Source organism: Aureimonas ureilytica (genome assembly GCF_001475935.1).
Taxonomy (GTDB): domain Bacteria; phylum Pseudomonadota; class Alphaproteobacteria; order Rhizobiales; family Rhizobiaceae; genus Aureimonas; species Aureimonas ureilytica_A.
In genome coordinates this window covers 36,773-57,722 of record NZ_LDQA01000011.1, presented here as the reverse complement: position 1 = coordinate 57,722, position 20,950 = coordinate 36,773, and the positions used below count along the sequence as shown (strand labels likewise).

Annotated in this window: 14 protein-coding genes; 9 read left to right on the top strand and 5 right to left on the bottom strand. The window is 65.6% G+C overall.

Going from position 1 to position 20,950, the window contains the following annotated elements:
• Positions 1–15: 15 nt before the first annotated feature.
• The 4 genes from NS365_RS04445 to NS365_RS04430 all read right to left on the bottom strand — a co-directional run bounded on the left by NS365_RS04445 (position 16) and on the right by NS365_RS04430 (position 5,283).
• The gene (locus tag NS365_RS04445; RefSeq protein WP_058599078.1) at positions 16–2,373 is read right to left on the bottom strand and encodes an Orn/Lys/Arg decarboxylase N-terminal domain-containing protein; all 2,358 of its coding nucleotides are present in this window, start codon (positions 2,371–2,373) and stop codon (positions 16–18) included.
• Positions 2,374–2,551: 178 nt separating this feature from the next.
• Positions 2,552–3,382, bottom strand: a complete 831-nt coding sequence (locus tag NS365_RS04440) for an aspartyl/asparaginyl beta-hydroxylase domain-containing protein (protein WP_058599077.1) — start codon at positions 3,380–3,382, stop codon at positions 2,552–2,554.
• A 146-nt stretch (positions 3,383–3,528) separates the two neighbouring features.
• Positions 3,529–4,143 (bottom strand): hypothetical protein, encoded by a 615-nt coding sequence (locus NS365_RS04435; RefSeq protein ID WP_058599076.1) that lies wholly within the window; start codon positions 4,141–4,143, stop codon positions 3,529–3,531.
• Positions 4,144–4,383: 240 nt separating this feature from the next.
• On the bottom strand, positions 4,384–5,283 hold the full coding sequence (locus NS365_RS04430) for a proline iminopeptidase-family hydrolase (RefSeq protein WP_058599075.1): 900 nt from the start codon (positions 5,281–5,283) through the stop codon (positions 4,384–4,386).
• A 160-nt stretch (positions 5,284–5,443) separates the two neighbouring features.
• Here NS365_RS04430 and NS365_RS04425 point away from each other — a divergent pair, with 160 nt between their 5' ends.
• From NS365_RS04425 to NS365_RS04395, 7 genes are all read left to right on the top strand, one after another.
• Positions 5,444–6,223 (top strand): helix-turn-helix transcriptional regulator, encoded by a 780-nt coding sequence (locus tag NS365_RS04425; RefSeq protein WP_058599074.1) that lies wholly within the window; start codon positions 5,444–5,446, stop codon positions 6,221–6,223.
• Between the two features lie 211 nt (positions 6,224–6,434).
• Positions 6,435–8,099 (top strand): ABC transporter substrate-binding protein, encoded by a 1,665-nt coding sequence (locus NS365_RS04420; protein ID WP_058599073.1) that lies wholly within the window; start codon positions 6,435–6,437, stop codon positions 8,097–8,099.
• A gap of 130 nt (positions 8,100–8,229) precedes the next feature.
• Positions 8,230–9,261: an ABC transporter permease gene (locus NS365_RS04415; protein ID WP_058599072.1), complete on the top strand. Its 1,032-nt coding sequence runs from the start codon at positions 8,230–8,232 to the stop codon at positions 9,259–9,261.
• Positions 9,261–10,235 (top strand): ABC transporter permease, encoded by a 975-nt coding sequence (locus tag NS365_RS04410; protein WP_058599071.1) that lies wholly within the window; start codon positions 9,261–9,263, stop codon positions 10,233–10,235. The genes NS365_RS04415 and NS365_RS04410 overlap by 1 nt, the downstream gene beginning before the upstream one ends.
• A complete protein-coding gene (locus tag NS365_RS04405; protein WP_058599070.1) occupies positions 10,225–11,250 on the top strand; it encodes an ABC transporter ATP-binding protein in 1,026 nt (341 codons plus the stop codon). The genes NS365_RS04410 and NS365_RS04405 overlap by 11 nt, the downstream gene beginning before the upstream one ends.
• Positions 11,251–11,270: 20 nt before the next feature.
• The gene (locus NS365_RS04400) at positions 11,271–12,245 is read left to right on the top strand and encodes an ABC transporter ATP-binding protein (protein ID WP_058599069.1); all 975 of its coding nucleotides are present in this window, start codon (positions 11,271–11,273) and stop codon (positions 12,243–12,245) included.
• A 347-nt stretch (positions 12,246–12,592) separates the two neighbouring features.
• On the top strand, positions 12,593–13,705 hold the full coding sequence (locus NS365_RS04395; RefSeq protein WP_058599068.1) for an endo-1,4-beta-xylanase: 1,113 nt from the start codon (positions 12,593–12,595) through the stop codon (positions 13,703–13,705).
• 156 nt (positions 13,706–13,861) lie between these two features.
• On the opposite strand, the gene NS365_RS04390 is transcribed toward NS365_RS04395, so the two are convergent.
• Complete coding sequence (locus NS365_RS04390; RefSeq protein ID WP_193753384.1) at positions 13,862–18,244, bottom strand: family 16 glycosylhydrolase; 4,383 nt, start codon at positions 18,242–18,244, stop codon at positions 13,862–13,864.
• 324 nt (positions 18,245–18,568) lie between these two features.
• Between NS365_RS04390 and NS365_RS04385 the strand changes: the two genes are divergently transcribed.
• Positions 18,569–19,912 (top strand): UDP-glucose dehydrogenase family protein, encoded by a 1,344-nt coding sequence (locus tag NS365_RS04385; RefSeq protein ID WP_058599066.1) that lies wholly within the window; start codon positions 18,569–18,571, stop codon positions 19,910–19,912.
• Positions 19,913–20,000: 88 nt separating this feature from the next.
• The gene (locus NS365_RS04380; protein WP_058599065.1) at positions 20,001–20,945 is read left to right on the top strand and encodes a UDP-glucuronic acid decarboxylase family protein; all 945 of its coding nucleotides are present in this window, start codon (positions 20,001–20,003) and stop codon (positions 20,943–20,945) included.
• Positions 20,946–20,950 lie beyond the last annotated feature (5 nt).

The window sequence follows — 20,950 nt, the reverse complement described above, 5'->3', positions numbered from 1 at the left end:
TCGAAACCCCACGCTCTACTCGGCCACGACGTAGGTATAGAGCCGGACGCGGCCCGATTCATCCACTTCGCGATAGACGCCCTGGATTTCGACTTCGAAGCCGGGGAACGTGTTGAACGAGGCCTCGAACATCTTGAGATAGTCGATCATCGGGCGCGAGCGCTCGTTGAGACGCTCGCCGGGCACGATCGTGGCGATGCCGGGCGGATAGACCACGAAGGGGGTCGTGGCGATGCGCCCTTCGATCTCGCCGATCGGCAGATAATCCACGTCGTTGCGCACGAGGCAGCGCGCGGCATCGTGCGGCGACATGGCGATGTCGGGCAGGTGGCCCGCCGAGAACTGCAGCGCCTGAAGCGCGCTGACATTGGCCGTGCGGAAGAAGCGATGCATGGCCGCGCAGAGATCGCGCACCCGCACGCCCGCATAGCGCGCCGCGCGGCGGCGGGCGAATTCGGGGATCACCTCTTCCAGGGGCGCGTTCTCGTCGTGCAGCCGCTTGAAGGCGACGAGGCCCGAAATCAGCGTGCCGGCCTTGGAGGCTTCGACGCCCGGCGTCAGCAGGAAGAGAAGCGAGTTGAGATCGTTCTTCTCCGCCACGATGCGGTTTTCGCGCAAATATTGCGCGACGATGGGCGCGGGAATGCCGTGCTCGCTATAGGTGCCGTTGGACCCGTCGAAGCCGGGCGTCAAGAGCACCAGCTTGTTGGGATCGGTCATGGCGAAGCCCGGCTCCATGCCCTCAAAGCCGTGCCAGCGCGCATCCGGCGTCAGGTGCCAGAAGGCCGGGTTGGTGGCGAGCTGGTCGGTCGAGACGCTTTCCCAGGGCACGTTATGCACCGCGCCGGGGCGCGCGGCATCGGGGATCGCCACCGTGTCGGGCACGAAGGGCTCGAAGAACCAGCGCCGGTCGGGCCGCTGTTCCTTCTCTTCGAACTCGCGGCGCACGGCGCGGATCTTCTTGCGCAGCTCGATGCCCAAGCGGATCGTGTCGTCCCAGAGCACTTCGCCCGAGCGGCCCTTCATCATCTGCGCGCCGACATCGAGCGAGGCGAAGAGCGGATAGAAGGGCGAGGTGGAGGCGTGCTGCATGAAGCTTTCGTTGAAGCGACGATGCTCCACGCGGCGCTTCTGGCCCTTGATGTGCCGGTCCTTGATATGAATTTGCGAGGCCTGGCTGAAGCTCGCCAGCTGCTTGTGGGTGGACTGGGTGGCGATGATGCCCGGTGCGTCCGGTCCGAGTTCGCCCAAGCCCATGGCGAAGCGCCCGGCATAAAGCGGGTGAAACTTCATGAAGCCCGCCCAGGCCTCGTCGAAGAGAATGTATTCGCACAGATGCCCGATCGACTTCAGGATCATCTCGGCATTGTGGATCGTGCCGTCATAGGTGCACTGTTCCACCACGGCGACGCGGAAGGGGCGGGGCTTCTTCCAGGCCTCGGGGTCCTTGACGAGGGGATGGGTGCGGATGCGCTCACGCAGCGCCGCCTCATCCAGCGAGGCATAGTCCATCGGGCCGATCAGCCCGTAGGAGTTGCGCGCGGTCGGGATATAGACGGGAATGCCGCCCGAGATCAGAAGCGCGCCGTGATGGGCCGCCTTGTGATTGTTGCGGTCGAACAGGACGAGATCGCCGTCCGTGACCAGCGCGGCGAGCGCCACCTTGTTGGAGGTGGAGGTGCCGTTCAGCACGAAATAGGTCTTCTCGGCGCCGAAGATCTTCGCCGCTTCCTTCTGCGCGGCGAGCGCCGGCCCCTCGTGGGTCAGGAGGTCGCCGAGATCGAGCACCGAATTGTCGAGATCGTCGCGGAACACGGCTTCGCCGAGATGCTCCATGAAGACGCGCCCTATCGGCGAGCGGCTGTAGAAGACGCCGCCATTATGGCCCGGACAGGTCCAGAGCTGGTTGCCCTCTTCGGCATAGTCCACCAGCGCGCCGAAGAAGGGCGTCTTCAGCGTCTCGGCATATTGCTTCAGGCGGCTGATAAGGTTCTTGGCGATGAAGGCCGGGGTTTCCTCCGACAGGAAAACATAGCCGTCGATGAAATCGAGAACCTCGACCGGCACGTCCTCGAAGCGCTTGCGGCGGATCAGGAGGATGATCGGGAAGTCGAGCCCGCGCCGGCGCATCAGGTTGATCAGGGCGGCGGTCTTGCCTTCCAGCCCCTTCTTGCCCCAATCGACGATCATGCAGCCGATGGCGGCATCGGTCTGCACCGAGATTTCGGCATCTTCCAGACTGCGCGCCCGCACCACCTCGAAACCGGAATGCTCGATTTCCGCCACGATCTGATTGAAGCGGGCCCCTTCGAGGTCGTTGGCGTCGAAGGAAGGCGTGGCGAAAAGGAAGGTAAAGCGTCGGAAATAGTCCATGAGGCACCCGGTTCGTCGTGGCGCGGAATGTCGGCGCGTTTCATGACAGGACCAAGACAATCCCGGCCGATCGCGGAGCGGCGATATCAGGCGGGCTGGAGATGCCCGGTTCGCGGACAAAAGGAAACCCGCGCGCAGGCAATGCGCACGGGTTTCGGCCGTCTCGATGAAGCTGAGGTCAGCCTTTGGCGTTGGCGGCAGGGCGGTTTCCGATCATGCGCCAGTTCTTGTAGAACATGGACTTCATCTGGTCGGCGATCATCGACACGCCGGACAGGAGCGCGCCGAGGAAGCCCGGCACCGGGCTCGGGCGGATCACGTCCATGAAGACATTGTAGCGCCGCGCGTCCACCTCATTCACCGAGCGATGGAACAGCGTGTCGTCGAAGATATAGAGCGGGTTGTCGCGCCAGAGATGGCGCTGGCCGTTACACTCGATGAAGACGCGATCGCTGTCGGCCGGCTTGAGGTTGAGAAGCACGCGCAGCGTCAGGCGCAGCGGGCCGTAGTGCCAGGTGGTGGATTCTTTGCCCGAAAACACCGAAACCGCGATCGTCTTGACGTATTTGAACTCGCGATTGAATTCGGGAACCGTGTCGATATTCTTCTTGCCGTACCAGCGATAGACATACATGCCGCGCCGCCCGTCATGGAACTTGGCGTCGATCTCGCCGGTGATCTCGTCGCGCCGGGTGCGGAACGTGTTCAGCACGGTCTCGATCTCCTCGCGCCATTCGGCCGGGAAATCCTCCAGCGTGTAGATGCCGGGGTTGCGGTGGCTGATGAGGTCCACGAAGAGGTTGAAGGGCGAGAGCAGCCAGGTCAGAATGCCGTTGCCCATGAAGTAGCGGCTGATCAGAAGCTGGTTCTTGCCCTTGTTGCGCGCCACGTCGATCACGCCGCAGACGAGCCAGAACAGCGTCAGCCAAGGAATGAACCACAGGAGCAGCGCCACCACGGGCAAGGCGATGGCGATGCGGCGCAGCGCCTTCTTCTGGTTTTTGGTCATGGATTGGCTCCGCCATCCGATCTGAAAAGTTGAGCGGCATAACGGACATTTGATTTCGTCACGCGCAAGGCCCTCGCGGCCTCTCCGCGAGGAATTTTCGTAAGGGTGTCCGGCGACCGTTCAAGGACGCTCCGCCGGATGAGGCGTCAGGCGCGCAGCGTTGGATGCAGCACGGGCGCGTAGCCATGGCGGAGGGCGGCGAGGGTCGGCGCGGGTGTGAGAACCGTCACCTCGCCTTCGTCCAACGGCGCGCTGTCGCCATAGCCTTCGAAGCGCCAGAGATGGCGGCGGCCTTGCCAGATCAGCCAGGGCGCGCCGGACTGCTCGATCATCACGCCGTCCGGCAGGGTGGCGGGAGCGGCTCGGGTTCTCACCTGTTGCCGGTCGCGCGTCACCCGCGCGGCATGAAGCGCAGCGTCCATCGCCTTGGCGGACGGAGGCTGGCCGCCATGACCCTGCGCCCAAGACGCGGCAAACTGCCGAAAGGCGTCCGGTCGGCACAGTGCGCAGGGGCGGTGGCCCGCCGCCAGTGCCGTCGCCTCGTCCAGAAAGAAGAGTTCGGTATAGGCGCCGGGCGACATCAAGGGGCGCTTCGTCCCGCGATAATCGAGCCGGCAGATGATCCAATTGGGATGCTTCCAGCGGCTGCGGCCGAGTTGCCTCGCCTCGTCATGCAGGATGCCGCGATTGCCCATGAAGAGCCCACGCGCTGGGTCGGCGACGATCTCACCGAAGGGCGTCACGCGATTTTGCAGCGGCATGGTCGGGTCTCCGGCTTAGAACCTGTTTGACAACCCGGCCGGGTTGGCCCGGCGGGTCCTTTTCGCCCCTGTTTCGTTGCCAATGTCAGACGATGCCGCCGGCATCGACTGCGTTTGGCGCCTCACAGGGACAAAAATTCCCTCGCCGGTCCTCCGCCGGCGAGTTGTCAAACAGGCTCTTGGAGGCCAGTGAAGCATGGGCGGGCGCAGCCACCAAGCCGCGCCCCTGCCTTTGTCCTGTCAGTCGTGCTTTTCGAGGAAGCGTTCGACGCGGGCGAGACAGGCTTCCTTTTCCTCCACATGGGGCATGTGGCTGGAATCGGCGAAGACTTCGCTTTCCACGTTCGGAATCCGGTCGATGAAGGGCTGCACGCATTCGGGCGTCGCTTCGTCATGGGCGCCGCGGAACACCAGCGTCGGCGCTTCGATCTGCGACAGGCGGTCCACCACCGTCCAGTTCTTCATCGTGCCGACAACGTGGAATTCGTTCGGCCCGTTCATCGTGTGATAAACGGTCGGATCGCTTTCCACCGCCGCGAAGGTGCGCGCCACTTCCTCCGGCCAGGGCGTGACGCGGCAGACATGCCGGTCGTAAAATTCGCGCGTGGCGGCGAGATATTCGGGGTCGGTGACGGTGCCGGCCGCCTCGTGCCGGTCCAGCGCCTCGCGCACATCGTCCGGCAGGGCGGCGCGGAGCTTCGCCGCGCCCGCGATCCAGAGCGGCATGGCGGCCAGCGAATTGGCAAGGATCAGCGCCTTCAGCCCGCTCGGCCGGCGCACGGCATGTTCCGACCCCAGCATCCCGCCCCAGGATTGGCCGAGAAGCGCGTAGCGGTCCTGAATGCCGAGATGGGCGAGGAGATTGTCGAGTTCGCCAAGGAAGAAGTCGACGGTCCAGAAGTCGCCGCCCTTGTCCGGCAGATGTGTCGAGCGGCCATTGCCGATCTGGTCGTAATGGATCACCGCGCGCCCATGGGCGGCGAGTTCCTTGAAACTGTCGACATAGTCATGCGTGCAGCCCGGCCCGCCATGGGCGATCACCAGCGGCAGGCGCGAGGAGGCGAGATCGCCTGATACACGGTACCAGGTCTGGTAGTCCTTGTGAGGGGCGAAACCCTCGATGGTGGAAATGGCGGACATATGGTGGCTCCCTGTCTCGAATGAGCCGAGCTTACGGCGCGGGAAAAGACGCCGACAGCTATCGAAAAGAAGAGGGGGCGGGCGGATTTTTGCGCGCTACTGCCCATCTCGTGGGCGCGCACAATTGACGGGCAGAAGTCTATAATGCTTCCATCCTGTCATGACGCTTCTGACCGATCTCACCCAGCGACTTCGCCCCGGCACCGCCCTCGACCCGGCGCTCGACGCCGCGCTCGCTCTCGTGCAGCGCGTCGGCTTCACTTCGGTGATCTACGATTACACGCCCGTTCCCCGCACGCATGAGGGCGTTCTCATCACGCCCAATATCCTCGAAGGGCGCGAGGTGCCCGAGGATATGATGCGTCTGTGGCGCTCGGGCTTCTACCAGCTCGACCCCGTGCAGGACGCCGCGCTCGCCTCGGCCGCGCCCTTCGTCTGGTCGGCCTGCGGGCGGCAGAGCCGGGTCATGGAAACGGTCCTGTGCCAGCGGCACGATCCGGTGCTCGACTATATGCGCGACATGCATTTCTCCTGCGGCGTCACCGTGCCGATCCATCATCCGGGCGGGGATCTCGCGACTTTCACTGCCATCTGCGTGGACGCCAAGGAGGGGTTCGGCGCACAGGCGGCGGAGTTGGCGCCGGCCATCGGCATTCTCGGCCAGACGTTTCATGACGTGGTGCAGGCGGGCTTCGCACCCGAGACGCGCCGCTCGCGCCACATGCGTCTGTCGCCGCGCGAGGTGCAGTGCCTCAGCCTCTGCGCCGAAGGGCTGACCGCCAAGGAAATCGCCCGGCGTCTCGACCGCTCGGTGCCGACCGTGACGCTCCATCTCAACAGCGCGGGCCGCAAGCTCGGCGCGCGCAACCGCTTCCAGGCCGTCGCCCGCGCGGCGCATTACCGTCTGCTCGACCTCGAGAGCGAGGGCCAAGCGGCTTGAGGCCCGACCCTATGTGTTTTGATAGCTAGTCCCGGCCCGGACGCCGGTTCACACTTCGAAACACGCAAGCTCGTTGGGGTGGTGCGGTTCGGGCGGAGAGGGTTTTCCTCCCCGCCAGCCAAGCCCTTCGTGAGCGAAGGTTCATCCGTTTTCGAGCGGAGCGGCGGGCGAGCCGCGAGGCCCGCGCGACCTGGTTTGGAAGGAGATCGTCATGCCGTCTTTGAGACTACGAGCCCTATCCGCGGCGCTGGCCGGCACGGCCCTCGCCTGCGCGCTGGCGGCAAGCCCCGCCTCCGCCCAGGAAAAGGGCGGCAGCCTGCGGCTTCTGGCCCGCGCGGCGGCCGGGACGATCGACCCGCAGATCAACTACACGCTGCAATATTGGCAGCTGTTCTACATCACCTATGATGGGCTCGTAACGTTCCGCAAGGCCGGCGACAAGACTGGCTTCGAGGTCGTGCCCGATCTCGCCGAAGCGCTGCCGACCCCGGAAAACGACGGCAAGAGCTACACGTTCAAGCTGCGCAAGGGCATCAAGTTTTCCAACGGCCAAGATTTGACGACCGACGACGTGGTCGCCTCCTTCCAGCGCATCTTCAAAATTTCCGGCCCGACGGCCGGCACCTTCTACAACGGCATTGTCGGGGCCGACAAATGCATCGCGAGCCCCGCCGACTGCACGCTGGAAGGCGGCGTCGTGGCCGACAAGGCGGCCGGCACGGTGACGATCAACCTGACCGCGCCGGACGGCGAATTCCTTCAGAAGATCGCGGTGCCGCACGCCTATATCATGCCGGCCAGCACCCCGGCGAGCGACCAGGGCACGACGCCGATCCCCGGCACCGGGCCTTACGCGATCCAATCCTACGATCCGAACGCTGCGATCAAGTTCGTGCGCAATCCGAATTTCAAGGAATGGAGCGCCGAGGCGCAGCCCGATGGCCTCGCGGACGACATTTCCTATGATTTCGGCCTGACCGAGGAAGCCGCCGTCACCGCCATTCAGAACGGCGACGCCGACTGGATGTTCGATCAGCCGCCGCCCGATCGCCTGTCCGAGATCGGCACGCAATATGCCAATCAGGTGTCCCTGCATCCGCTGACGGCGATGTGGTACGCGCCGATGAACACCAATCTCGCGCCCTTCGACAATATCAAGGCGCGTCAGGCCGTGAACTTCGCGATCGACCGCAACGCCATCGTCAAGCTCTTCGGCGGTGCGAACCTCGCCCAGCCGGCCTGTCAGATCCTGCCGCCGGACTTCCCCGGCCACGTGCCCTACTGCCCCTACACGCTGAACCCTGGCACCACCTGGTCGGCGCCCGACATGGAGAAGGCGAAGGCTCTCGTCGCCGAATCCGGCACGGCGGGTCAGGAGGTCAAGATCATCGCCGAGGATACGGTGGTCTCCCGCGCGATCGGCGTCTATCTCCAGGATATCTTGAGCGAACTCGGCTACAAGGCGAGCGTCCAGCCGATCTCGCAGAACCTCCAGTTCACCTACATCCAGAACACCAACAACAAGGTGCAGATCTCGATCTCGCAGTGGTTCCAGGACTATCCCTCGCCCTCGAACTTCCTGAACGTGCTCTTCTCCTGCGCCTCGTTCCATCCGGGCTCCGACGCCTCGGTCAACATCGCGGGCTTCTGCGATAAGGCCGTGGACGCCAAGATGGCGGAAGCTTTCGCCGCCGGCGTGAAGGACCCCAAGGCCGCCCTGCCGATCTGGTCGGAAGTGGACAAAATGGTGACGGACGCCGCGCCCGCCGCCGTGCTCTTCACGCCCAAGCGCGTCGATTTCGTCTCCTCGCGGGTCCAGAACTTCACCTTCAGCCCGCAATTCTACGCCATCTTCTCCAAGATCGCGGTGCAGTGACCCGGTTCGTCTGATCCTCCGGCCGGCTCTGGCAGTCCTGCCCGGAGCCGGCCGTTCCTTTTCCCTTGAGAGGCATCCGGCCAGCCACGGGCGCTCACCGCCCGTCGCGCCGGACGACGGCAGACCCATCGTGACCGACAGTCTTTCCCCTTCAGCCTCCGTAGCGTCCGCGCGCGACGTATCGCCCGGCCCCTGGGCCACCGCCTGGCGACGGCTGCGGCGCGACCGCGCGGCCATGCTGGCGCTCGGCCTTCTCGTGCTCGTCGCGCTCGCCTGTCTCGCCGCGCCGCTCTACGCCTCGCACGTATCGGGCACGAACCCGTTCGCCACCAATCTCAACGGCCAGATTACCGTCGATGGGCAGGTGCGCTCGGTTCTGGAGCCCTCCACCACGGGCCTCGGCCTTGGCGTCACGCCCATCGGCCCGACCTGGGAATTCGGCCCTTATATGCTGGGCGCGGACAATCAGGGGCGGGACGTCGCGGCGCGGCTTCTCTATGGCGGGCGCAATTCGCTTCTGATCTCGGGTGCGGCGACGGTGCTGACGCTCAGCCTCGCCGTCGTCGTGGGTCTCGCCTGCGGCTTCTTCGGCGGACTGGTGGACGGCGTGCTCAACCGGATTCTGGATGTGCTCTGGGCCTTCCCGATCTATCTTCTCGCCATCTCGCTTTCGATCGTCCTGATCAGCCAGGGCGTGTCGATCGGGCCGATCGAGCTGCGCTCGGGAAGCCTCTGGCTACCGGTCTTCATCATCGGCATCGTCTACGTGCCCTATGTCGCGCGGCCGATCCGGGGCCAGACGCTCTCGCTCATGCGCTCGGAATTCATCACGGCGGCCAAGGCCCTCGGCGTTCCCGCCCATCGCATCTTCTTCAAGGATCTGCTGCCCAACATCCTGCCGCGCGTCATCGTGCTGGTGCCGATCCTGATCGCGCTCAACATGATCACCGAATCCTCGCTCTCCTTCCTGTCGATCGGCGTCCAGCCGCCGGACGCCTCCTGGGGCACGATCATTCAGGACGGGCAGGGGCTCCTCTATTCGCGGCCCGTCGTCGCGCTCGCGCCCGGCATCGCCATCGCGCTCACCGTTCTGGCGCTCAACATCCTGGGCGACGGGGTGCGGGATGCGTTCGATCCGCGCGCCAAGGTGAGGATCGCCTGATGCTGTTCGCGATCCTCTCCCGCCTGATCAGGCTCGTGTCGGTCATGTTCGGCATCAGCGTCATCGTGTTCCTGATCTTCTTCGCGACGCCCGGCGCGGACCCCGCCGCGCGCATCGCGGGGCGCAACGCGTCGCCCGAAACGCTGCAGCAGGTGCGCGCGAGCTTCGGCCTCGACCAGCCGCTGCCGGTGCAATACGCCGTGATGATGAAGCGCCTCTTCATCACGCAGGACCTCACCTCCTTCGTGAACCGGGGGCAGAAGGTCGTGCCGGCCGTCACCAAGGCCATTCCCGTCACGCTTTCGCTCGTCTTCGGCGCGGCCGTGCTCTGGATCGTCGGCGGGCTCCTGGTCGGCGTCGTCGCGGCCGCCATGCGCGGCTCGATCACCGACAAGGCGCTGATGGCGCTGAGCCTCATCGGCGTGTCCATGCCCGTCTTCTGGGTGGGCGAGGTCATGAACCTCCTCAGCCAGAGCCGGATGCACGACACGTTCCTCTTCTCCTGGGTGCCGCCGCTCGGCTACAAGCCGCTTCTGACCGATCCCGTCGGCTGGTTCCGCGCCCTCGTCATTCCCTGGATCACGCTCGCGATCCTCTATATCGGCCTTTACGGGCGTATCCTGCGCGCCGATCTGATCGAGACGCTGCAGGAAGATTTCGTGCGCACCGCGCGCGCCAAGGGCCTGTCGGAGCGGCGCATTCTCCTGCGCCACGGCGTGCGCTCCTCGCTCATCGCCTTCGTCACCATGTTCGGCCTCGATTTCGGGGCGCTGATCGGCGGCGGTGCGCTGCTCACCGAGGTCGTGTTCGGCCTGCGCGGCGTCGGCAAGCTGACCTACGACGCGCTCCAGACGCTGGACCTGCCGGTGATCCTCACCACCGTTCTCTATGCCTCGTTCTTCGTCGTCGCCGCCAATGCGCTGGTGGACATGCTCTATGCCGTGATCGATCCAAGGGTGCGCGATGCCCGTTGAGCCCGTGCGTGAACCGCTTCTGTCGATCCGCGATCTGTGCGTGGCCTTCCGCACCGAGCGGGGCCTCGTACGCGCCGTCGAAGGCGTGTCGCTGGAAGTCTCGGCCGGCGAAGTCCTGGGGCTCGTCGGCGAGTCCGGCTCAGGCAAGACGCAGACATTGCTCTCCGTCCTCGGCCTGATCCTCGACCCGAACGCCGAGATTTCCGGCTCGGTGCGGCTGGAGGGCGAAGAACTCGTCGGTATGTCGCAAAAGCGTCTGCGCCGCATTCGCGGCAAGCAGGCGGCCATGATCTTCCAGGACCCGATGACGGCGCTGACACCCGTTCATACGGTCGGCGCGCAGATCGTCGAGCAGATCCGCGCTCATACGAAGCTTTCCGCAAGGGCCGCGCGCGAAAAGGCCGAAGGGCTTCTGGCCGAGGTCGGCATTCCCGACCCCAAGCGCGTGTTCGATCGCTATCCGCACCAGCTCTCGGGCGGCATGCGCCAGCGCATCGTCATCGCCATGGCGGTCTCCTGCGAACCCAAGCTCATCGTCGCCGACGAGCCGACCACGGCGCTCGACGTCACCGTGCAGGCGCAGATCCTCGATCTGATCGACCGGCTGCGCCGCGACCATGGCACGGCGGTGGTTTTCGTCACGCATGATCTCGGCGTCGTGTCGGAGATCGCCGACAAGGTGGCCGTCATGTATGCTGGGCGCATCGTGGAAAGCGGGCCGGTGGGCGCGCTGTTTTCCGCGCCACGTCACCCCTATACGCATGGGCTTTTCAACTCGATCCCGCCGCTGCGGGGTGCAAGGCCCGAGCGGCTGACGGGCATTCCCGGCCTGCCGCCATCCTCCGGCGCGCCGATGCAAGGCTGCGCCTTCGCGCCGCGCTGCCGCTATCGGTTCGAGCCTTGCGCCGGGCGCCCGCCGCTCGTGCCCGATGGCGCACAAGAGGTCGCCTGCTTCCTGCCGGACGAGGTGAAGCGCGGCTTCCGCCGGGCGGGCGAAGGCGGGATCGCCGCATGAGCGCCGTGAAAGACAGGTCCATGACCCAACCCCTTCTCAGCGCCAATGGCGTCACCAAGCGCTTCAACGCCAGCCGCTCCTGGCTCGCCGCGCGGCGGCAGGTGCTGACGGCGGTGGACAACGTGTCCTTCGACGTCATGCCCGGCGAGACGCTAGGGCTCGTGGGGGAATCGGGCTGCGGCAAGTCCACGCTCGGGCGCTGCATCACGCGGCTGCACGATCTCTCCGACGGAAGCCTGCGTTTCGACGGGCAGGAGATTTCAGGGCTGACCATGAAGCAGCTGCGCCCCTTGCGCGCCGGGCTTCAGATGGTGTTCCAGGACCCCTATGCCTCGCTCAATCCGCGTCGGCGGATCGGCGATCTTCTGGCCGAGCCGCTGCGCGTCCACAAGCTCGCCGCCCCGGCCGAGATTGAGGCGCGGGTGGCGGACCTGCTGACCAGCGTCGAACTCCCCGAAAGCTTCGCGCGGCGCTATCCGCACGAGCTGTCGGGCGGCCAGCGCCAGCGCATCGGCATTGCCCGCGCGCTGGCGCTCAAGCCCAAGCTGATCGTCGCCGACGAGCCGGTGTCGGCGCTGGACGTTTCGGTACAGGCGCAGATCGTCAATCTCTTCTGCGACCTGCGCGATCGGTTCGGCCTGACCTATATCTTCATCGCGCATGATCTGGCTGTCGTCCGGCAGATTTCCGACCGGGTCGCCGTGATGTATCTCGGGGGCATCGTCGAGATCGGCGCGGTGGACGACATCTTCTCGCGGCCCAAGCACCCCTACACGGCGACGCTCTTGGAGGCGATCCCCGAGCCGCACGCCCATGGGCGCAAGACGCGCGGCGCGCGCCTGCCCGCGCGCGAGACGCCGAGTCCCGTAAGCCCGCCCACCGGCTGCCGCTTCGAGCCGCGCTGCCCGCGCGCTCGGGACCGCTGCCGCACCGAGCGCCCGATCTTAACCGCACGGGATGGCGGCTCGCTCGCGGCCTGCCATTTTCCGCTTTGAACGGAAAGGGCGGCGTCAGGCCGCTCCTCTCCTGTCCTCGCATGAGGCGTGGTCGGACAGCGCGATGACGGCGAGCGCCGAGACCAGATGGACGATGGCCCAGAGCAGCATGTCGGTTCTCCCTGCGTTCTTGTTTGGGGTGACCTTAGGTCGACGCGCCCTGCGGCTTCGTTGAGAGATATAGTTATCGCCGGAATTTCGATCCATCTATACTATAGAGGATTTGTGAGGACTGAGGTCTCCAGGCTTTTTCTGGATCTGGACTTCATTCGGACGATATGACTCGTTAAGAATGCCATCGCGGCGGGCAGGGCCTGCTTTCCTCTTCTTGCGGACGGGATGGTGCGATGCTCGATCGGCGGCAGTTCATCGGCGGCGGCGTCGCGCTTCTGGGCGCGGCGACGGCCGGCGGCCCGGCAAGGGCGGCCGAGAGCGGAGCGGCACTCTCGTCGCATCCGAGCCTGCGCGAAACCGGGCAGAAGGCGGGCATTCCCTTCGGCCTTTGCGAGCCGGCGAGCCGATTTCCCGCCAATCGCGCCTATATGGACCAGCTCTTCGCCGAATGCTCGCTCTGCGTACCGGGCAACGAGTTCCACTGGCGCGCTGTCCAGCCGGGCCCGAAGGTCTTCAACACCACCAAGCTCGATCTTTTCGCGCGTTACCTTGCGGAGAAGAAGGTCGGCCTCGTCGGCCATACGCTGATCTGGTTCCAGACGGTGCCCGACTGGCTGAAGTCCGTGAACGATCCCGCCGCCTTCGAGCAGGCGATGGCGACCTATATCGACCATACCGTCTCGCGCTTTCGCGGGCAGGTCGTGCGCTGGGACGTGATCAACGAGCAGGTGGACCCCAAAAGCCCGCGCGAGGACGGGTTGCGCGACACGCTCTATCTTCAGCGCCTCGGCCCCGACTACATGACCCGCGCCTTTGCGCAGGCGCGGCAGGCCGACCCGAAGGCGTTGCTCTGCTACAATGAATACGGGTTCGAATATGCCAAGGCGGAGGACCGGCGAAAGCGCGACAGTCTGTTGAAGCTTCTGCGGCACCTGCGGGACCAGAAGGCCGAGGTCGATTGCGTCGGGTTCCAATCGCATCTCGACGGAACCGGGCGGCTCGATCTCGACGGGCTGTCGGCCTTCACGCGGGAGGTGGTGAGCCTTGGCTACAAGATCGCCATCACCGAGCTCGACGTGAAGGACACGGCCATGCCGGCCGACGAGGCGGAACGCGACCGGCTCGCCGCCGACCATGCCAAGACCTATCTCGACTGCGTCATGGCCGAGGCCAAGCCCGTCACGATCACGACCTGGGGCTATACGGACGACAAGAGCTGGTACCAGTATTACGACTGGAGCCGGCGGCGGGACGGGCGTCCGCTGCGCCCGCTCGCCTTCGACGCCCAATTCCAGCGAAAGCCGCTCTGGGGCGTGATCGAAACCGCGATCCGCGCGGCGGGATAGAGACTTCCCGCGATCCCGGGCCGGCGGCTTGCGCGCCTTCCCTCGGTCGGCCGCCTGCTCGCCCATGCTGTCCGGTGGGCGGACGAGATGGCTCGCGGCGGTGAGACGATCACCGTGCGGAGGCCCGGACGTTCACCCCGAGCCTCCCCGAGCCGATCAGGCCCAGACCACGTCGCTGGCGTCGAGCGCTTCGACGCCGAGCGTGCGGAACGAGTCTGTGCCCCCAGTGTGATGCACGGTCCAGACATCGCCCTCATGGGTCAGCGTCGCGCCGCTGCCGAAGCCGACCAGCCGGATCGTGTCGTGCTCCTTGCCCGTGCCGGCCGCGTGGAAATCGGTGATCGTGTCGAAGCCCGAGCCCTTTTCGAAGACGAAGATGTCGTTGCCGCCGCCGCCCGTCAGCCAGTCGTCGCCGCCCTTGCCGTTGAGAATTTCCGCGCCGCCATGGCCGGTGATGCGGTTGGCCATGGCATTGCCCGTCAGCGAGACGTTCCAGGTCATGGCCGTCAGGTTCTCGACATTGTCGGGCAGCGTGAAGGAGGCGTAGGTCTCCACCGTGTCGACGCCCTCGCCGGGCTTCTCGATGATCGTCACCTTGTCGCCGGCATAGACGCGGTACGTGTCGTCGCCGCGTCCGCCGATCAGCGTGTCGTTGCCGCCCTTGCCGTCCATGAGATTGTTGGAGCCCGAGCCGACAAGGCGGTCCGCGCCGCTCGTGCCCGTCACGTTCAGGCTGTAGCCGGCGCTGACGGGCGGGGCGGCGGGCAGCTGGAAGTCGTCGGCGGCGAAATCCGCGATCTTGTGATTGCGGAACACCAGCGTCTCGTAGGGCGACAGGGCGAGGTGAACGTCGGCACCGACCTCCGTCATCGCGCCCTTCACGTCCGCGAAGCTCGAAAAGGGCGAGGCGTCGAGCCGGACCACATCGCCCGCGCCTTTCCCGGCCTCGAAATCGGTGATGATGTCGGAGCCCGCATCCTTGCCGATCACGAACGTGTCGCGACCGGCGCCCCCGGTCAGGATATCGTTGCCGCCCATGCCGTTGAGGACATTGTCGCCGGCATTGCCGATCAGGATATTGGACTGGGAATTGCCGGTCGCCGATATGTTGGCGGAGCCGGTCAGCGTCAGGTTCTCCACGAAAGCGGAAAGCGTGAAGGAGACCTCGGAGCGCACCGTGTCGATGCCACCGCCGCTCGCCTCCACGATCTTGGTGGAGCCATTGCGCACGATATAGGTGTCGTCGCCCAGCCCGCCGACCAGCGTGTCCACGCCCGCGCCGCCGTCGATCCGGTCGGCCCCGGCCGTGCCATTGAGCGTTTCGCTGGCGCTCGTGCCGGTGATGGTCGTGGTTGGCGTTGCCGATGTCTTCAGCGTGTAATGGGCGAGCGTATAGTCGCTGAGCTGATAGGCGGAGATCGAGTCGATCTTCATCTGCGCCAGGAAATCCTTCCCCGGCTCGCCGGCCAGCCCGCCGACCGCGATATTGGCGAGCATGTACATGGCGCTGTTCATGTCGGACGGCGTGTCCACCGTCAGCATTTCGTGCCCGTCCACGAAATAGGTCAGCGTGTAGGGCGTCCAGGTGACGCCGAACGTGTGCGAGCCCGAAAGGTCGCCCACGAGGCCGTAATTGCCCTTGTTCATGCCGTCGCTGGCCGAATGGGCGTCGAAATGCACCGCGCCCGGCTGGTCGCCGAAAATTTCCATCACGTCGAGTTCGGGCGGCCAGGTGTTGTTGACCGGCAGCAGCCAGAAGGCCGGCCAGGCGCCCGCGCCCTGCGGCAGGGTCGCCTTCATCTCGAAATGCCCGTAGGTCTGGGCGAAGGTGGCCTCCGAGGTCATGAGGCCGGACATGTATTGGAAGTTTCCGGTCGACCCCGACACGGAGGCGGGGAGGGCCTTGGCCGTGATGGTCAGCTCGCCGTTCTGGACCGAGAACGGGTTGAGGCCGAGGGGAGCGGCCGCTTCCTTGCCGGGCAGGCCCTTGAACGTATTGTCGACATAGAGCTGCCCCTCGCCGTTGGAGCTCAGCGTATAGGCGTTGACGCCGCCCCATTCGAACTGGGTGCGCCAGGTGCCACCCGTGCCGTCGAAGCGCGAGAAGCTGTTGAAATCGTCGCGGAAGGTCTGAACCATCCCGCTCTTGTCGAGGTCGAAGACGAAGTCCTTGGCCGAAAGCGAACTCGCCACCGTGTTCTGCAACGTCAGCGTCTGCCCCTCGCCGAGCGCGATGAAGCTGTTGGTGCCGACCTGGCTGATCGCGCCCTTCAGTTCCGCGAAGCTCTTGAAGCGCGAGCCGTCGAGACGGATGCGATCGCCCTCCGTGGAGGAGAAGTCGGTAATCAGGTCCGAGCCTTCGCCGCGCGCGACGACGAACGTGTCGGCCCCGCCCTTGCCGGAGAGGACGTCGTTTCCGCCCTTGCCGTTCAGGACATTGTTGCCGTCATTGCCGGTGACGAGATTAGCGAGTTCGTTGCCGATGGCCGAAGAGTTCGCCTTGCCCATCAGGGTCACGTTCTCGACGGACTGGCCGCTCGGCAGGGCGAAGCCGATGTCGTTCCAACTGAGCACCGTGTCGATGCCCCCGCCCGCCTTCTCCACGATCTTGATGGTGGTGTCGGAGGCCACATAGGTGTCGTCGCCGGAGCCGCCAATGAGCGTCACGTTCCTGGCCGTGGCGATCATGTAGTCGTTGCCGGCCGACCCGTTGACGCTGGCGCCAGCGGTGCTGGACGAAAAGGTGGCGCCCGACGAGCCGGTGAGGGGCAGCGCGTTCTCGAACAGGACGTTTTCGGCCACCAGCTTGGAGGCGGTGACGCCCTTCAGAGTCAGCGTCTCGCCCCCACCCAGCGCGATCACCGTGTCCGCGCCGACCTGCGTCGCCCCGGCGCGGAAGGCCTCGAAGCTCTCGAAGGCGAAGCCCTTCAGATCGAGAAAGTCGCCCTGCGACCCGGCCGCGAAATCGGTGATCGTGTCGGACCCGTTGCCCTTGGCGATCACGAAGGCGTCGCGCCCGGCGCCGCCCGTCAACGTGTCGTTGCCGTCGCCCCCGTCCAGCGTGTCGACGCCGGCCGTGCCGATGATCGTATCGGCGACGTTGACGAGGCGGATATTGGCGGCCGAGAGACTGCCGATCGCCACGCCCTTGAGGATGACGCCCTCGCGCCCGCCGAGGTCGATATGCGTGTCCGCGCCGACCTGCACCATGCGCTGCTTGAGGGCCGCGAAACTGCCGAACGACGCGCCGTCGATGCGCAGTGTGTCGGCGGCCGGACCGCTGACGGTGAAGTCGGTGATGGTCTTGGTGCCGGTGCCCTGGATGACGACGAACGTGTCGCTGCCGCCCCGGCCGGTCAACGTGTCCGCACCCCGGCCGCCTTCCAGCACGTTGCTGGCGTCGTTGCCGGTGATGATGTTGTCGAGATCGTTGCCCGTGCCGTCGATCGCGCCCGAGCCCATCAACGTGAGGTTCTCGATCGACTGGTCACCGGGGAGTTTGTAGCTGTACCAGCTCTGCGCCGTGTCGATGCCTTCGCCGGCCTTCTCGACGATGCGCGTCGTCGGGTTGACGATATAGGTGTCGTCGCCCGCCCCGCCGATGAGCGTCACGGAGGCGGCCTGGGCCGACAGCTGGTCGTTGCCCGCGCCGCCCTGAAGGCTGCCATTGGCGGTCTTGGCGCTGAGCCATGCGCCCGGCCCGCCGGACACCGCCAGGAGCTTTTCCGTGAGGGCCGAGGGGGCGATCACGACGGTCTGGGGAGCAGGGGTCTCGACAGGGGCAGCATCCTTCTGGACGGGGGAGGAGGTCGTGGCGCTGGGCTTGAAGGCGAAGTTCGCCTCCGTCAGGTCGCCCGAGTTCACGCCCTTGAGGAGAACGGCGTCGCCTTCCTCCAGCAGCACCAGCGTGTCGGCGCCGACCTGTACGATCCGCTCCTTCAACTGCGCGAAGCTTGCGAAACCCGTGTTCTCGATCAGCAGCTTGTCGGCCGAGGCACCCGATGCGGCGAAGTCGCGCACCACATCCTGGCCGCCGCCCTTCTGCATCACGAACGTGTCGCGCCCGCCGCCGCCGATCAGCACATCGTTGCCGCGCCCGCCGTTCAGGATATTGTCGCCGCTGTTGCCGGTGAGCACATTGTCGAGATCGTTGCCCGTGCCAGACGAGTTGGCCGTGCCGGCCAGCACGAGATTTTCGATCGACTGCGTGTTGTCGAGCGTGAAGGACGAGGCCCAGGTCTTGACCGTGTCGATGCCTTCGCCGGCCTTTTCGATGATGCGCGTCGTCTGGTTCCAGGCAATATAGACATCATCGCCTTCGCCGCCGGACAGGACCGTGTTGGCACCGCCGCGGATTTCGTCGGCGCGCGCGGTGCCCGATACGGCCGTGCCCGCCGTGTCGGCATAGCGCCAGGCGACGGGACGCCCGGTCGCCTCCGCCGCCTGGGAGCGCGCCAGGTTGGCGAGCGCCGCCGCGATCTCGGCTGTCAGACTGTTGGCGGGTGTGCCGGTGTTCGTCGGATCGGTCTGCGTTGGCAAGGCCTTGTCTCCCGCAGCGATCGAGCGCCGGGGGGCGCGGTCGATCGTTCCATTCGTGATGATGGCTCCGATCCTCGCAGCGATGTCGGTAGAGATTACCAAGCTGCGCGTATCAATTTTAAACAAGCAATCCTACATCATGTATATGAATTCCTATATAGAAGTATATATTACGAAAAATACAATAATATTGCTGCACCGCACTTGACCATGGATTGGGTGATGTAGGAAAAGAACCATCTAGAGTGGCGTTTAGGAAGTACGGAGCCGGCCGAAGCGGCAGGCACGTCTAATCTTTATTTCCCTGTCGTAGTGAGCCCCTTCATGAAGATCGCGATTGTCGGTTCCGGCTATGTCGGACTCGTGTCTGGCGCTTGCCTTGCCGATTTCGGCCACGCCGTGCGCTGTGTGGATAAAGACGCCAACAAGATTTCGGCCCTGCGCGAGGGGCGCATTCCGATCTTCGAGCCGGGCCTGGACGGGCTGGTGGCCTCCAACATGGCGGCGGGGCGTCTGTCCTTCGACACCGATCTGTCGGCTGCCGTCGCCGAGGCCGAGGTCGTGTTCATCGCGGTCGGCACGCCCTCACGGCGCGGCGACGGGTTCGCCGATCTGACCTATGTCTATGCCGCCGCGCGCGACATCGCCCATGCGCTGCGGGGCCATACCGTGCTCGTCACCAAGTCCACCGTTCCGGTCGGCACGGGCGACGAGGTGGAGCGCATCGTGCGCGAGTTGCGCCCAGACGCCGATTTCCAGGTCGTCTCCAATCCCGAATTCCTGCGCGAAGGCGCGGCGATCGACGATTTCAAGCGGCCGGACCGCATCGTGGTCGGCTCCGACGACGCGCGGGCGCGCGAGGTGATGAACGAGGTTTATCGCCCGCTTTATCTCAACAGCGCGCCGATCCTGCACACCAGCCGGCGCACGGCGGAGCTCACCAAATACGCCGCCAACGCCTTTCTGGCGACCAAGATCACCTTCATCAACGAGATGGCCGATCTCTGCGAGAAGGTCGGTGCCAACGTGCAGGACGTGGCGCGCGGCATGGGTCTCGACAATCGCATCGGCGCGAAATTCCTTCATGCCGGGCCGGGCTATGGCGGCTCCTGCTTCCCCAAGGACACGCTCGCCCTGATCAAGACGGCGCAGGATTTCGGCGCGCCCTCGCGCATCGTGGAAACGGTGGCCGCCGTCAACGACCAGCGCAAGCGCTCCATGGCGCGGCGCGTGATCGAGGCGCTCGGCGGCAGCGTGCGCGGGCGCACGGTGGCCCTGCTGGGCCTCACCTTCAAGCCCAACACGGACGACATGCGCGACGCGCCCTCGCTCGCCATCGTCACCGCGCTCCAAGACGGCGGCGCGAACGTGCGCGCCTTCGACCCCGAGGGCATGGGGCAGGCCGCGCTGGTGCTGAACGACGTGGCCTACGCGAGCGACGCCTATGACTGCGCGGCCGGGGCGGATGCCGTGGTTCTGGTGACGGAATGGAACACGTTCCGCGCGCTCGATCTGGAGCGGATCGGTGCGGCCATGACGGGCCGGGTCTTTCTCGACCTGCGCAATGTCTACAAGCGCGAGATCATGGAGGCCAAGGGCTTCCAGTATCACGATGTCGGCCGGGGCGGCGACGCGCCGATGCGCGCGCGCACCGAGGCGGCGGCCTGATCGCGCGACCGGCCGGCCCGAAGGCGGGCAGGCCCCAAGGGCGCGCCATGAGGGCGGCGCCTTTTCCGACTGTGGTGGGAGCCTCGGGATGAACCCCTATACGCAAACCGCGCTCGTCACGGGCGGCGCCGGATTCATCGGCTCGCATCTGTGCGAGCGGTTGATCGGGCGCGGGACGAATGTCGTCTGCGTCGACAATTACTATACGGGCACGCGCGCCAATATCGCGGGTCTGATCGGGCATCCCGGCTTCGAGGTGCTGCGCCACGACGTCACCTTTCCGCTCTATGTGCAGGTGTCGCAGGTCTTCAATCTGGCGTGCCCGGCCTCGCCGATCCATTACCAGCGCGACCCCGTGCAGACCACCAAGGTCAGCGTGCATGGCGCAATCAACATGCTCGGCCTCGCCAAGCGGCTGAACGTGCCCATCCTTCAGGCCTCGACCTCGGAGGTCTATGGCGACCCGCTCGTCCATCCGCAGGTGGAGGATTACTGGGGCCATGTGAACCCGATCGGGATGCGCTCCTGCTATGACGAGGGCAAGCGCTGCGCCGAGACGCTGTTCTTCGATTATTGGCGCCAGCATGCGCTGCGCATCAAGGTCGTGCGCATCTTCAACACCTATGGCCCGCGCATGCACCCCAATGACGGGCGCGTCGTGTCCAACTTCATCGTGCAGGCGCTGAAGGGCGAGCCCATCACCATCTACGGCACGGGCGAGCAAACGCGCTCCTTCTGCTATGTGGACGATCTGGTGGATGCCATGCTCGCGGCCATGGATACGCCCGACGGCTTCACCGGCCCGGTCAATATCGGCAATCCCGGCGAATTCTCCATGCTGGAACTGGCCGAACTCGTCCTGAAGGTGACGGGCTCATCGTCGCGCATCGAGTTCCGCTCGCTGCCCTCGGACGATCCGCGCCAGCGCCGCCCCGACATCTCGCGCGCCAAGGCCGATCTCGGCTGGGAGCCGAAGGTGGCGCTCGCCGACGGGATCGAGCGCACCGTCCATTACTTCCGGTCCCTGGTCTAGGCGGG